Below are 13282 nucleotides of genomic sequence, written 5' to 3'. Positions count from 1 at the left end.
CTTGATTCGCAATTATCGTCTCCCTTTTCGCGCGAACGGATACTTGCTTTGTCGCGCGAGCGATGGACTTTTATAATGCCTCGGTAACAGCAGACAGGAAGTGCTTTTACTTGCGAATGAAGTGATGCGTTTTGCACTGCAAGATTTTCAACTTTTTGAGAGCTTGACAGCAAGCCGTAAAGAAACCACGCTCCGCCCATTCTTCTAAATATTGGTCCCAATGCGAAGCTATCTCGATTTTGAAAAGCCGGTCGCGGAACTTGAAGCCAAGATCGAGGAATTGCGCACGCTCAACGCCCAGGGCGATATGCCGGCGATTGGCGAAGAGTTGAGCAAACTCGAAGCAAAGGCGGAAAAGGCTCTCTCCGACCTTTATGCCGGGCTTACCCCCTGGCAGAAAACGCAAGTCGCTCGGCATCCGCAGCGGCCGCATTTCGTGGATTACGTTCAAGGTTTCATCAGCGATTTCACGCCGCTCGCGGGCGACCGGAAATTCGGCGACGATAATGCGATCATCGGCGGGTTCGGCTGGTTCGAGGATCAGCCGATTTGTGTGATCGGACAGGAAAAAGGGTCCGATACCGAAAGTCGCATCCGACATAATTTCGGTCTGGCGCGGCCGGAAGGTTATCGCAAGGCCGTGCGCCTGATGGAACTTGCCGATCGTTTCGGCATGCCGGTGCTCTCGCTGGTCGATACAGCGGGCGCCTTTCCCGGTGTGGATGCTGAGGAACGCGGCCAGGCCGAAGCAATTGCCCGGGGCACCGAAGCTTGTCTCGCACTTGGCGTGCCGAATGTCGCGGTCATTTTGGGCGAAGGTGGCTCGGGTGGCGCGATTGCGATCGCCGCCGCCAATCGTGTCCTGATGCTGGAAAATGCGATCTATACCGTGGCGTCTCCTGAAGCCTCCGCGTCGATTCTCTGGCGTGATGCGGGGCGGGCGCAGGATGCCGCCACAAATATGAAGATCACTGCCCAGGATCTGCTCAAATTCGGCATTATCGATGCGATCATAGGCGAGCCGCTCGGCGGTGCTCATCGCGATTGCGCGGCGACCATTGCCGCCGTAAAAGGAGCGGTCAGCGAGGCCCTTGCGGCGCTGCGTGATTATACTCCTGACGAGGCCCGCCGCGCGCGGCGGGAAAAATTCCTCGCCATGGGGCGCAAGTTGTGACGGTCACAAGCTGTGATGGTCTCAAGGGTAAAAATAGAACGGCCGCCCCTATGGGCCGTGGGAGAGGCCGTCTGCGTCAGCAAGCCTGACGCAGAGTAAACCTCTTCTCAAGGAAGGGGGCGTTAGGATCATCGTCCTTTGGTGGTCATACCACCGGCCTGACGCGGGCAACGCGGGCCGGGTTTCGTGCTGGCCATCAGAGCGGAGGTCTTCCCATCATTTCGGGCCCGAGGAAGGCCGGTCAATGAGTGTATCGCCGATGCGTTTCAAAGCCGTTTTCCTATCCCGCCCTCTGCCTCTCGCGAATCGCCTTCCCTTGAGGATGTTTCTATCGCGAGATTTTTCCTTGAAAGATCTCATGCCTGCTCGTCTCCCATTGGCTTCGGGGCGGCGCAGCCGTTTGCTTGGTCACCTGCGTGGCAATCAGGCGGCCCTTGCTTTTCTCGGGCTCGCCGCTTCGCTCCTCGCGGGATGCGATAGTCCGACGACTCCAGGCGCCTTCACCAATACGCGGGCCTATGCTCCGCTCTCCCAACGCATGAGGGTGTTTCTCTCGGAGGCGGGCACGTCGCCATCGGCGCCGATCCTGATTCGCTCCTACAAGAAGGAAGCCGAGCTCGAAATCTGGAAGATGAACGGCTCCGGGCGTTATGTTCATCTGAAGACCTATCCAATGTGCCGCTGGTCGGGGCAACTCGGTCCCAAGGTGCGGGAAGGTGACCGCCAGGTGCCGGAAGGTTTCTACGCAATTACGCCGGCGCAGATGCATCCGAATTCGCATTATTATCTGTCGTTCGACGTCGGTTATCCCAACACATTCGATCGCGCCTGGGGCCGCAGCGGCGGCTCCATTATGGTGCATGGCGTCTGTTCCTCGGCTGGCTGTTTCTCCATGACGGATGAACAGATCCAGGAAATCTACGCCCTGGTCCGTGAGGCCTTTGCCGGGGGGCAGCGCGCCATCCAGATGCAATCCTATCCCTTCCATATGACGGCGCAGAATCTCGCCAAATACAGGCTCGATCCGAATATCGCGTTCTGGCGTCAGTTGAAGGAAGGTTCGGATCATTTCGATATCACCCGCCAGGAGGTGATCGTCGGTGTCTGCGATAGGCATTACGTCTTCAATGCCTTGCCGACGACCGGGAGTTTTGATCCGGTAGGCCCCTGTCCGCCCTTGCGGCGTAATCCTGAAGAAGAGACTGCGGTCGAGGCCCGTTCCAAGCATGATGAGGAAAAAATCCTCGATTATGCGGCTCATGGCGTGAAACCGGTTCATACAGTTTATGCCGACGGCGGCCAGCATCCAAGCTTCTCCTCGCGGCGGGGTGAGGTCAGCCGGCCGGAAGCGCTCGCGCAGGCGCCGGTGGATTATGACGTGGATGAAGGCAAGGCCACCCTCAAAGCAGAATCCAAGACTAAAAAAGGCAAGGTGACGCCCGTCCTGGCAGCTCATGTCGAGGCGCCGGCTCAAGGAGCTCAAGGCATCGCGTCCGCGCAGGTGGGGCCAGCATCGGGTCTGGGGGCACGATCTGGCGCGCAGACGGGAGCAATCGTCGGGACCGCACAGGTCGCGCCTGCCCAGGCAACAGGCCAGGAAACCAACCGAGAAACGCACCAAGAAACGAACCAGGCATCTGCTACACCGGCCACACAGGCGGCAAGCAATTCGTTTTTCAGCTTTGGCGGGTTGTTTGGCGGAAAAGCGGCTGAACCCGCGCCGCCCGCCAATGCGGCGCAGCCGATTGTCGCGGCGACGGCAGCGGCTCCGGTTGGAGCAACGACCCAATCCGCGCTGCCACAATCGGCGCCCTCGCAAACAGCGACCTCTCAAGTGGCGGCTGGAACCCCGGCGAATGTGGCCAAAGTGTTGCCGCCGACGGGCAGGCCGCAGCCTCATGCTGGACCGCAAAGCACCGTGGCCCCCCACAGGCCGGCGTTACCAGTGACGTCGGATGTCACTGCGTCGATAAAATCTGCGCCTTCCGCCAAAGCGCTGCCGGCCAAGAAACCGGATGAAGGAAAGCCTGCCGCGCCTCGGGACGGGGGTACCGCACAGAAAAGCGGGTTGGTTACCCCGACTAAAGGGATGGTGGCCCCGCAGGGCTTGCAGCCCGCCGCCGCGACCCTAGCCGTGGCGGACCATTGAGCGCGAGGATATTGATAATATGAAGTCGCAATGAGAAGGACTCATTGTGATTTCTCCGCGATGGCTTCCCGCTGGATCTCATTGATTCCGACAGGTTGGGGATCAATGAGACACAATATAAGACTCCGAAACTTCCGCAGGTTCTGAGCCTCTCACCGATCTTTGCCTCTCCGAGGACGGACGTGCGGTGCAAGAACGCCACGCACGCCGGTTTCGCCCTGACCGGGTGGGGGAGGAGCTCCCCTATTTCCTTCCCTTAGCTACGCTCGATCTCTGATGCGGCGCGATCGAGCGCTGCCGTTATCGTGCTGATCGCTTCGGCAGAAAGCGGTCCCTTGCTCAGGCGCACCTGAAGTGCCGCACGCATATTCCCCATAGCGCGCAAAACCTCTGGCGCCGGAACGCCGCCGAATGCCGCGCGGGCTTCGCCGAGCCGCGTCCGAACCGCCGCCAGCGTTGCCGCATTGGCATCAAGTTCGGCACGCCCTGCCTCGGTGAGGCTGTAGAGCTTTTTTGCCCCCTGCGTTTCGCTGGCGATGAGGCCGGTTTCCTCCAGCAGGGTCAGCGTCGGATAGACCACGCCGGGGCTTGGGCTGTAATGTCCGTCGAGCGCTTCCTCAATGGCCTTGATGATATCGTAGCCATGGCGTGGCTGCGCGGCGATGAGGTCGAGCGTCAGCCATTTGAGATCGCCTTGCTCGAATGGGCGCCGTGATGGGCCACGCCGATGGCGGAAGCCGCGCTCAGGATAGTCCTGCCCATTGCGGACAGGGGCGAATTCATCGCCTTCCCATCCCATTCTGCGCCCAAAACCGCGACCCTGGCCGCGATGTCCGCCAAACCCATGGCCCCCTTCGGCAGGTCCGCTCGGGCCACCGAAATCCGGGCCGTGCCGCCGACCACCATGTCGTGGCTGATCCCTGTCATCGGCCATTTCCGTTCTCCATTCTCTGAAATCTCTCCGTCCATATTCCTGGCCTCGTCCTTCCCCAGATCCTTGGCCATCCCGCCGGCCTCTGGGTTCACCGTCCCGGAAGTCACGTCCATGGTGCCTTCCGACCCTGCCAAACCCGAAGCGGCCTTCGGTAAAATCTTCATCGCGCGAATGCTCGAAGGGGATAGGTGTAGAAAATCGCATATTTCGTCCTTTCTTAGATATATCGATAACGACGATATAGCGAACCTTTTTTCGAAATTCAAGTTAGATATATCTAAAATATAATTGATGAGTGGCGCGGCCGCTATAAGAGGGAAACCCTGCCACAAGTACTGGCGTGGTGAAGGGCAATGTCGCGAGAAAGGCGCAAGGCCTACGCAAGGCCGTGCGGCTTATAATGGCCGGACTTTCAAGGAAATAACGGGACGGTCGGATGAACGCATGATGCTCCGACCGACGTTAATGGTGCGGCGGGCGAAAAGAGCGAAGGATTTGGCCCGATGCCATGATGATGCTGGTGGCGAAGGGACGGGCGCGCCGATTGCGGAAACCTCCTGAGGTTTCCGCATCACGTGGTGGGTCTTCGGTTTGAAGGAGGGTTCTCAGGAGGATTCGGAGATTGTGCCTGGCGATCTGGCGCGACTGGGGCGATCAATCCGCCGGAAAGCGCGGACTCTCAGTCTAAGGAGACAAAATCCGTTTCAGAAGCGACGTGTGAACCGAGCGAGCGTGCGAGCTTTCGGTTCCGTCGCTGCGCTTACGCTGGAGGCACCGAGAGTATTCATAATCATGCATCCCCGGCAGATTTGCGATGCCGGGGACGCACGCGGTTTCGTGTCGAACTCCTGTTCTCTCCATGCTTGAAGTGTTTTCCAATGACATTGAAACGCCTTGCGGTTTCATTGCTTGGAAAAGGCAGGATATTTCGGGTGGAGCATTTTTGGATATATCCGAAACGCTCTGATCATTCGGCCGCCAGCGGCAAATCCTCGGGCAGGCCTCGTCCAGACCGGACCAGAAAGCGAAGACATTGCTGCTCGCGATCGTAGCCAAGCAACATTCCCAGCATGAAATCCTCTTCCACCGAGAGTGTGTTGAGCGGACGCGTCACGAAGGACCGCGCAACGGCGACGAAGGCGGGCCGCCCGAAGAAGAGATTTACCTTGCCCGGATTCACCTCCTGAACGAAGTGGGGAATGCCCTGGGCTTCGAGCTTGGCCAGCACGAACGCGAGTTCTGGCCGGGTGATCGTCATCAGAAACAGGGAACGGACGCCCCGGCTATATTCATAGATATGATGGTGAAAGAGCCGCAGGATCGGCAGCGCATCGGGAGATCGGCTGGTTGCGGGAGAAAGTGGCCATTGAGCCTCCTCGATCAGAGCAATTGGCTCAGCCATGCGGTCACTCTCTTTTCGGTCATGCTGGATTGTGTGTCGAGGTCGAGGGCGAGGCCCACGAATTTGCCGTCCCGCTCGGCGGTCGAGCCGACATAATCGTAGCCCGAGGTTTCCGTAAAGCCGATTACTTTGGCGCCAAGTTCCAAGACCTCGTCGTAGAGAATGCCTATCGCATCCACAAAGGAAGTTGGATAGGTCGTCTGGTCACCCGTGCCGAACAGAGCGACTTTCTTCCCCTTGAGATTGGCGTTGCGCAGTTTGTCGATATTGTCTTCCCAGTCCGATTGCAGGGTACCATCGCCATAGGTGGGCGAACCCAAAATCAGGAGCTGGCAATTTTCGAAATCCGCTGTCGTTGCATCCTTGATGTCGACTGACCGCCCGCTGCATTTCTTTGAAATTCTCTTCGCGACGCCCATCGTCGCGCCGCCATCGGAACCGAAGATAATTGTGACACTCATGTCCTCACCATTTGCTGTTTTTGAATCAGTCTAAGTCAACGGATATGTCGTGAATACGAATATACTGATGATATTCGCTTCTGAGTCTTATTAACTCTTCGATGATTTGAATGTATGTGAGGAATAGTCTCTTGTAAATACGTTTTATTTTTGAACCAATACAATAAACAATATTTGTATTAGACTTATTATAATAACAAGCACCGCTTCTGTATTTTGTATTTAAATAAATCGAAATAGGATGTGCATATCGCGGCTCATGCCAATGGGCGATGAGGGTGACTTATCACTTGGCTCTCCCCACGACAGTAGGGTGGCGGCTTTCCTCCGAACAGCATGAATCATCACAAGCCATGATCCGTGCGATTCGGTCTCAATGTCATTGGATCTGGAATGGGCCTCGGCAACAAGAGGAGAGCCTGATGTCAGCGAAAACCGTTCATCGGAACCATCGCGAAAGCGACCTCTATCCATCTGTTTCGAATGGTGGAGCAGGATGGTGCTTGGTGAAGGCGCGGCCGTCTTCTGTGGCGAATTGTTGGATATCGGCCGAGGTGTAAGCTGTACCCTCTTGCGGAAACAATGATGTTCCAGTGTGAGCGCGATGTATCGAGCAGCGTTGAGGTGGTGCATTGGACGAGCTTCTGAGAAGCTTGCGTTCCCGTTGCAAATGTCAGCGGCTACGCCTTCGGGTGCTTGGGAGGTTTCGCATCCGGATGGGCGAGAAGGAACGTGAGCAAAGATTTGCATGTGCTCCGATTTTGATCCGTATGCCCGGCGAAAGCCTGTGAAATTCAGGCAATTTCATCGAAATGGACTTGCCTCAAAGCGTGTTTTACATATAAATATATCTTTATATCGTAGCTTTTCCGTCGAAATGATATGGGTGAATGATCCGCAAGGTACGGAAAAGGTTGTTAATTTAGGTTGATGCCGGTCGAAGCTATTCGAGCGGCCCTCAGATCCGCATCGAGGGTGCGGTCCATTGGGAGAGGATTTTGCGTTCAGCCGAACGGCTTTCTTTTGAGTCGATGCTGTCCGCCCTGTCGGCGGCGGGCGAGGCGACGCGCCTGCGGCTCATGGTGCTTTTGGCTGAAGCCGAGTTGACCGTTAGTGAACTCGTCATCATTCTCGGCCAATCGCAGCCGCGCATATCCCGCCATCTGAAATTGCTTCTCGAAGCCGGTCTCGTCGAGCGCCATCGGGAAGGGGCCTGGGCCTTTTTCCTGATTGCTCAGAGTGGCCCGCTGGCGACTTTCGTGCGCGATATGATCGCCCGCATCATGCCCAATGATCCCGTCTTTTCCGCTGATCGCGCCCGCCTGGTGGAAGTGCGCCGGCAGCGGGCGGAACAGGCGGCGCGCTATTTTGAGGCGCAAGCCCAGAACTGGGATGAAGTGCGCGCCATGCATGTGCCGGAGGAGCGCGTCGAAGCGGCGATCCGCGAGATTGTCGGACCCGCGCCAGTCGACACATTGCTGGATCTCGGCACTGGTACTGGGCGCATGCTGGAATTGCTCGCGCCCATCGCGGGCCGCGCCGTCGGCGTTGATCAATCGCCGCAAATGCTTGGGCTCGCTCGTGTCCGGCTGGAGCGCGCGGGTTTACGCAATGTGCAGTTGCGGCAAGGTGATCTTTATGCGCTCCCCGTCGAGGCGGGATTTTACGATCTCGTCGTCATGCATCAGGTCCTGCATTATCTCGATGATCCCACGCGTGCCTTGCGCGAGGCTGGCCGCGCCCTGCGGGCTGATGGGCGTTTGCTCATTGTGGATTTCGCGCCGCATGAGGAGGAATCCTTGCGCATGGTCCATGCGCATCGCCGGCTGGGCTTTGCCGGAGAGGAAATCTCGGCCTGTATGGAGCAGGCTGGCCTTGCCTGTATAGCCCGGCGTGATCTCGTCCCGCGACCCGATGAAGGCGGTAAACTGACCGTTTCGCTGTGGCTCGGCCAGCCCGCTTCCGCCCATCCCGGTGCGGATACAGGCTCCACCGTATCGCCCGCCGAAGAAAGAGTATGAACGTAACGCCATGAGCGAAAAGAGGCTGCTGGAAATGAACGAGGCTGGCAGAAGCGAGGGGGGCATCCGCGCGAGCCGCTCCCCCTGCGGGGACATCAATGTGTCCTTCGAGTTCTTTCCACCGAAAACCGAGGCGATGGAGACAACCCTTTGGGAGTCGGTCAATCGTCTTGCGCCTTTGAACCCGCATTTCGTCTCGGTGACTTACGGGGCTGGAGGTTCGACGCGCGAACGGACCCATGCGACCGTCGCGCGGATCGTCAGGGAAACCAATATCAAGCCCGCCGCCCATCTCACCTGCGTCGCAGCCAGCCGTGGTGAGGTTGATGGTGTCGCGCAAGCCTATTGGGATGCCGGAGTTCGTCATATCGTCGCCTTGCGGGGTGATCCGCTGGATGGGATCGGAGCGCGGTTCCAGCCGCATCCGCAAGGCTATGCGCATTCGACCGATCTCGTGGCCGGCCTGCGAAAGATCGCCGATTTCGAGATTTCCGTTTCCGCCTATCCCGAAAAGCATCCCGAAAGCGCCTCGCTCGAGGCCGACCTTGACGTTTTGCAAGCGAAGATCGATGCCGGAGCGACACGCGCGATCACCCAGTTTTTCTTCGAGAATGACCTTTATTTGCGTTATCTCGACAAAGTGCGCGCACGCGGTATCACGATCCCGATCGTGCCCGGCATCGTGCCGGTACAGAATTTCAAACAGACCGCCAGCTTCGCACAGAAAACTGGCGCTAGCATCCCGCCCTGGCTTGCCGAGCGTTTCGAGGGGCTTGATGATGATCCGCAGACACGCCGCCTGATTGCGGCGACGGTGGCCGCCGAACAGGTGCTTGACCTCGTTGATCGCGGCGTCCGTGATTTCCATTTTTATACGATGAACCGGGCCGACCTTGTCTATGCGATCTGCCACCTTCTGGGGCTGCGGCCGAAAATCGAGAAAGAAGCTGCCTGAATGAGCCAGTCTGGTGTGAAGGGTCCCGAAACGGCGCGCGCCTTGCGGGAAGAAGCAGCAAAACGCATTCTTGTGCTTGATGGCGCCATGGGCACGATGATCCAGCGCCGCAAATTCACCGAGGCCGATTTTCGCGGCGAGCGTTTTGCCGACTGGCCGTCCGATCTGCGCGGCAACAATGATCTTCTGACTCTGACGCAACCCGAAGCGATCCTCGCCATCCATCGCGCCTATTTCGACGCGGGCGCGGATATTGTCGGGACGAATACGTTTAATTCGACGCGTATTTCCCAGGCCGATTACGGCATGGAGGATTTGGTTTTCGAATTGAACCGTGAATCGGCACAGCTCGCGCGCCGCGCGGCTGATGAGAGCGAGGCGAGGGATGGCCGCCGCCGTTTCGTCGCCGGTGCTCTGGGTCCGACCAATCGCACCGCCTCGATCTCGCCGGATGTCAACAATCCGGGTTTCCGCGCCGTGACTTTCGATGACCTGCGCGTGGCCTATGCCGAAGCCGCCGAAGCTCTGATCGAAGGCGGTGCCGATATTTTGATCGTCGAGACGATTTTCGACACATTGAATGCCAAGGCCGCGCTCGCCGCCATCGATGACGTCTATGAACGTATGGGCGTCTGTCTTCCGGTGATGATTTCCGGCACGATCACCGATCTTTCCGGCCGCACGCTCTCGGGTCAGACACCGACTGCCTTCTGGTATTCGCTACGCCATGCGCGACCGTTGACGATCGGTCTCAATTGCGCGCTCGGCGCGCGTGAGATGCGCGCCCATATTGCCGAATTATCACGCGTCGCGGATACATTGATCTGCGCCTATCCCAATGCCGGCCTGCCCAATGAATTCGGCCTTTACGACGAAAGCCCGGACTATATGGCCGCGCTCGTCGGCGAATTCGCTGAAGCGGGTCTCGTCAATATCGTCGGCGGTTGCTGCGGCACGACGCCCGAGCATATCCATGCCATTGCCAAACGCATTGCCGGCATTGCGCCGCGTAAAATCCCCGAGGTTGAGCCTCGGCTTCGGCTATCCGGGCTCGAACCCTTCACGCTCACGAGTGACATTCGTTTCGTCAATGTCGGCGAGCGTACCAATGTGACGGGTTCGGCCAAATTTCGCCGGCTGATCAAGGAAGGAAACACGTCCGAGGCGCTTGATGTCGCGCGTGATCAGGTGGTGATGGGCGCGCAGGTCATTGACGTGAACATGGACGAGGGCCTGCTCGATTCCGAAACCGTCATGCGGGATTTTCTCAATCTCGTCGCCGCGGAGCCTGATATTTCGCGTGTGCCGGTCATGGTCGATTCCTCGAAATTCGTGGTGATCGAGGCTGGTCTCAAATGTCTTCAGGGCAAGGGGATCGTCAATTCGATTTCCCTCAAGGAGGGCGAGGAAAATTTCATCCGCGCGGCGAAGCTCGTGCGCCGTTACGGCGCGGCGGTCGTCGTCATGGCCTTCGATGAGCAGGGGCAGGCGGATACGCGCGCGCGCAAGGTCGAGATCTGCTCGCGTGCCTACAGGATCCTCGTCGAGCAATGCGGTTTTCCGCCTGAGGACATCATCTTCGATCCCAATATTTTCGCGGTGGCGACGGGTATCGAGGACCATAATAATTACGGCGTTGATTTCATCGAGGCGACGCGCGAGATCCGCACGACTTTCCCGCTCGTGCATATTTCCGGCGGTGTTTCCAACCTGTCCTTCTCGTTTCGCGGCAACGAGCCGGTGCGCGAGGCCATGCATTCGGTGTTTCTGTATCATGCCATAGCTGCCGGCATGGATATGGGGATTGTCAATGCGGGCCAGCTCGCCGTCTATGAGGAACTCGACCCGCAATTGCGCGAGGCCTGCGAGGATGTCGTTCTCAACCGGCGCCCCGATGCGACGGAAAGGCTGCTCGCGCTTGCCGAATCCTTCAAGGGTCAGGGGGGAGAGAAACAGGAAAAGAACCTCGCCTGGCGCGAGGCGCCGGTCGAGAAGCGGCTTGAACATGCGCTCGTCAATGGCATCACTGAATATATCGACCAGGATGTCGAGGAAGCACGGCTTGCCTGCACGCGCACGCTCGACGTGATCGAAGGCCCCTTGATGGCCGGCATGAATGTCGTCGGCGATCTGTTCGGTTCCGGCAAGATGTTTCTGCCGCAGGTGGTCAAATCCGCCCGCGTCATGAAAGCGGCTGTCGCTTATCTCATGCCGTTCATGGAGGCCGAAAAGGCCGCAGGCGGTGCCGGACGGTCGAGCGCCGGCAAGATCCTCATGGCCACGGTCAAGGGCGATGTCCATGACATCGGCAAGAATATCGTCGGTGTCGTGCTCGCCTGCAACAATTATGAAATCATCGATCTCGGCGTCATGGTGCCGGCGGCGAAAATCCTTGAGAACGCGCGCGCGGAACAGGTCGATTGCATCGGCCTTTCCGGGCTGATCACGCCTTCGCTCGATGAAATGTGTTTCGTCGCCGCCGAGCTTGAACGTGAGGGTTTCGATGTTCCCTTGCTGATCGGCGGCGCGACGACGAGCCGCGTGCATACGGCGGTCAAGATCCATCCGAATTATCAGCGTGGACAGGCGGTTTACGTCACGGACGCGAGCCGGGCGGTTGGAACCGTGCAATCGCTCCTCTCGGATCAAATGCGCGTGGCCTATATCGACAAGATCCGTGATGAATATCAGAAGGTTGCGGAGACACATCGACGCGCGGAGGCTGACAAGCAACGTGTGCCGCTTGAACGCGCGCGGCAGAACGCCTTCCAGGCGGATTGGGCGGGCTATGTGCCGCCGCGGCCGACTTTCACCGGCGCGCGGGTTTTCGGCAGCTATGACGTGGGAGAACTTGTTCCCTATATCGACTGGACACCGTTTTTCCAGACCTGGGAATTGCGCGGCCGTTATCCTGCGCTGTTAGAGGATGCGGAGCAGGGCGCGAGTGCGCGTCAATTATTCGAGGATGCGCAGGCCATGCTAAAGCGTATCGTCGAGGACCATTGGTTCGATCCCAAGGCGGTGATCGGCTTCTGGCCGGCCAATGCGGTTGGCGATGACATCAAGCTTTATACCGGGGAATCGCGCTCCGAGGAGCTCGCGACATTATTCACCCTGCGCCAGCAATTGTCCAAGCAGAATGGCAAGCCCAATCTGGCGTTGGCCGATTTCATTGCGCCGCGCGATTCCGGCAAAGCCGATTATATCGGCGGCTTTGTGGTAACGGCGGGTGCGCGCGAGGAAAAGATCGCTGATCGTTTTGCCAAGGCGAATGATGATTACGGTTCCATCATGGTGAAAGCGCTCGCCGACCGCATCGCCGAGGCTTTTGCCGAGCGTATGCATGAGCGTGTGCGGCGCGAATTCTGGGCCTATGCGCCCTTCGAATCACTTACCAATGAGCAGCGGATCACTGAAGACTATCGCGGCATCCGGCCTGCTCCCGGCTATCCGGCGCAGCCCGATCATACGGAAAAGGCGACATTGTTCCGCTTGTTGGAGGCGGAACGGCGGATCGGCGTCGGCCTCACGGAAAGTTTCGCCATGTGGCCCGGATCATCCGTCTCGGGGCTTTATATCGCGCAACCGGAAGCCTATTATTTCGGTGTAGCAAAGATCGAACGCGATCAGGTCGAGGATTATGCGGCGCGCAAGGGCATGAGCGTCAGCGAGGTCGAGCGCTGGCTGGCGCCGGTCCTGAACTATAATCCTGCGGCGGTCGCGGAAGCGGCGGAGTAGAAACATGCTGCGGCAGGCGACGCATAGACTCGAGATCGCGACCCAGGGAAAAAGTCTCGTCGCCTTTACCGATGCCACCCGTGCCTTTGTGCATGACCAGCGTTTCGTTACCGGCCTTTTGACGATCTTCTGTCGGCATACATCGGCTTCTCTCCTGATCCAGGAAAATGCCGATCCCGATGTATGCCGCGATATTCTTGCCTTTTTCGAAAAGCTCGTTCCCGAAGGCGATACGGATTACAGTCATCGCACAGAAGGGCCAGACGATATGCCGGCGCATATCCGCACGGCGCTAACCATGACTCAACTCTCCATTCCGGTGGTGGGTGGTCAGCTCGCGCTTGGCGTCTGGCAGGGGCTTTATCTCTTCGAACATCGTTCCGGGCCGCATCGCCGTGAGATCGTGCTGCATCTCCTCGGTGAACGTGAGTAGAGTGAACGCGAATAG

The 13282-nt window shown here is 58.4% G+C and carries 9 protein-coding genes; 6 read left to right on the top strand and 3 right to left on the bottom strand.

Annotation, left to right across the window (positions count from 1 at the left end; translation table 11 throughout):
- The first annotated feature begins 220 nt into the window (after positions 1-220).
- Together DL88_RS00190 and DL88_RS19120 are read left to right on the top strand one after the other, a co-directional pair.
- The gene (locus DL88_RS00190; protein WP_034990580.1) at positions 221-1174 is read left to right on the top strand and encodes an acetyl-CoA carboxylase carboxyltransferase subunit alpha; all 954 of its coding nucleotides are present in this window, start codon (positions 221-223) and stop codon (positions 1172-1174) included.
- Between the two features lie 358 nt (positions 1175-1532).
- A complete protein-coding gene (locus DL88_RS19120) occupies positions 1533-3323 on the top strand; it encodes a L,D-transpeptidase family protein (protein ID WP_169741511.1) in 1791 nt (596 codons plus the stop codon).
- A gap of 256 nt (positions 3324-3579) precedes the next feature.
- Here DL88_RS19120 and DL88_RS19685 read toward each other — a convergent pair whose 3' ends face one another.
- The 3 genes from DL88_RS19685 to fldA all read right to left on the bottom strand — a co-directional run bounded on the left by DL88_RS19685 (position 3580) and on the right by fldA (position 6120).
- Positions 3580-4257: a PadR family transcriptional regulator gene (locus DL88_RS19685; RefSeq protein WP_084704688.1), complete on the bottom strand. Its 678-nt coding sequence runs from the start codon at positions 4255-4257 to the stop codon at positions 3580-3582.
- 967 nt (positions 4258-5224) lie between these two features.
- Positions 5225-5659 carry a DUF2023 family protein gene (locus DL88_RS00175; RefSeq protein WP_245270558.1) on the bottom strand — a complete coding sequence of 145 codons (435 nt, stop codon included), beginning with the start codon at positions 5657-5659 and terminating at the stop codon, positions 5225-5227.
- The gene (gene fldA / locus DL88_RS00170; protein ID WP_034990577.1) at positions 5638-6120 is read right to left on the bottom strand and encodes a flavodoxin FldA; all 483 of its coding nucleotides are present in this window, start codon (positions 6118-6120) and stop codon (positions 5638-5640) included. The genes DL88_RS00175 and fldA overlap by 22 nt, the downstream gene beginning before the upstream one ends.
- Positions 6121-7151: 1031 nt before the next feature.
- On the opposite strand from fldA, the gene DL88_RS00165 reads away from it, so the two are divergent.
- From DL88_RS00165 to DL88_RS00150, 4 genes are read left to right on the top strand one after another with little or no spacing between them, the layout of a single operon-like run.
- Positions 7152-8141: an ArsR/SmtB family transcription factor gene (locus DL88_RS00165; protein ID WP_210165245.1), complete on the top strand. Its 990-nt coding sequence runs from the start codon at positions 7152-7154 to the stop codon at positions 8139-8141.
- Positions 8142-8151: 10 nt separating this feature from the next.
- Positions 8152-9096, top strand: a complete 945-nt coding sequence (gene metF, locus DL88_RS00160) for a methylenetetrahydrofolate reductase [NAD(P)H] (RefSeq protein ID WP_084704686.1) — start codon at positions 8152-8154, stop codon at positions 9094-9096.
- Complete coding sequence (gene metH, locus DL88_RS00155; RefSeq protein ID WP_034990573.1) at positions 9097-12834, top strand: methionine synthase; 3738 nt, start codon at positions 9097-9099, stop codon at positions 12832-12834.
- Between the two features lie 7 nt (positions 12835-12841).
- Entirely contained in the window at positions 12842-13267 is a 426-nt protein-coding gene (locus DL88_RS00150; RefSeq protein ID WP_034991077.1) for a secondary thiamine-phosphate synthase enzyme YjbQ, read from the top strand.
- Positions 13268-13282: the final 15 nt, after the last annotated feature.

The sequence above is a fragment of the Beijerinckia mobilis genome, assembly GCF_000745425.1.
GTDB lineage: Bacteria > Pseudomonadota > Alphaproteobacteria > Rhizobiales > Beijerinckiaceae > Beijerinckia > Beijerinckia mobilis.
The sequence above is the reverse complement of the archived record's forward strand: the minus strand, read 5'-3'. Positions and strand labels throughout refer to the sequence as shown.

Excerpts from the sequence above, each read along its gene's own strand:
- DL88_RS00190 (WP_034990580.1), top strand. The coding sequence starts at position 221 with ATGCGAAGCTATCTCGATTTTGAAAAGCCGGTCGCGGAACTTGAAGCC.
- DL88_RS19120 (WP_169741511.1), top strand. The coding sequence starts at position 1,533 with ATGCCTGCTCGTCTCCCATTGGCTTCGGGGCGGCGCAGCCGTTTGCTT.
- DL88_RS19685 (WP_084704688.1), bottom strand. The coding sequence starts at position 4,257 with ATGGCCGATGACAGGGATCAGCCACGACATGGTGGTCGGCGGCACGGC.
- DL88_RS00175 (WP_245270558.1), bottom strand. The coding sequence starts at position 5,659 with ATGGCTGAGCCAATTGCTCTGATCGAGGAGGCTCAATGGCCACTTTCT.
- fldA (WP_034990577.1), bottom strand. The coding sequence starts at position 6,120 with ATGAGTGTCACAATTATCTTCGGTTCCGATGGCGGCGCGACGATGGGC.
- DL88_RS00165 (WP_210165245.1), top strand. The coding sequence starts at position 7,152 with ATGCTGTCCGCCCTGTCGGCGGCGGGCGAGGCGACGCGCCTGCGGCTC.
- metF (WP_084704686.1), top strand. The coding sequence starts at position 8,152 with ATGAGCGAAAAGAGGCTGCTGGAAATGAACGAGGCTGGCAGAAGCGAG.
- metH (WP_034990573.1), top strand. The coding sequence starts at position 9,097 with ATGAGCCAGTCTGGTGTGAAGGGTCCCGAAACGGCGCGCGCCTTGCGG.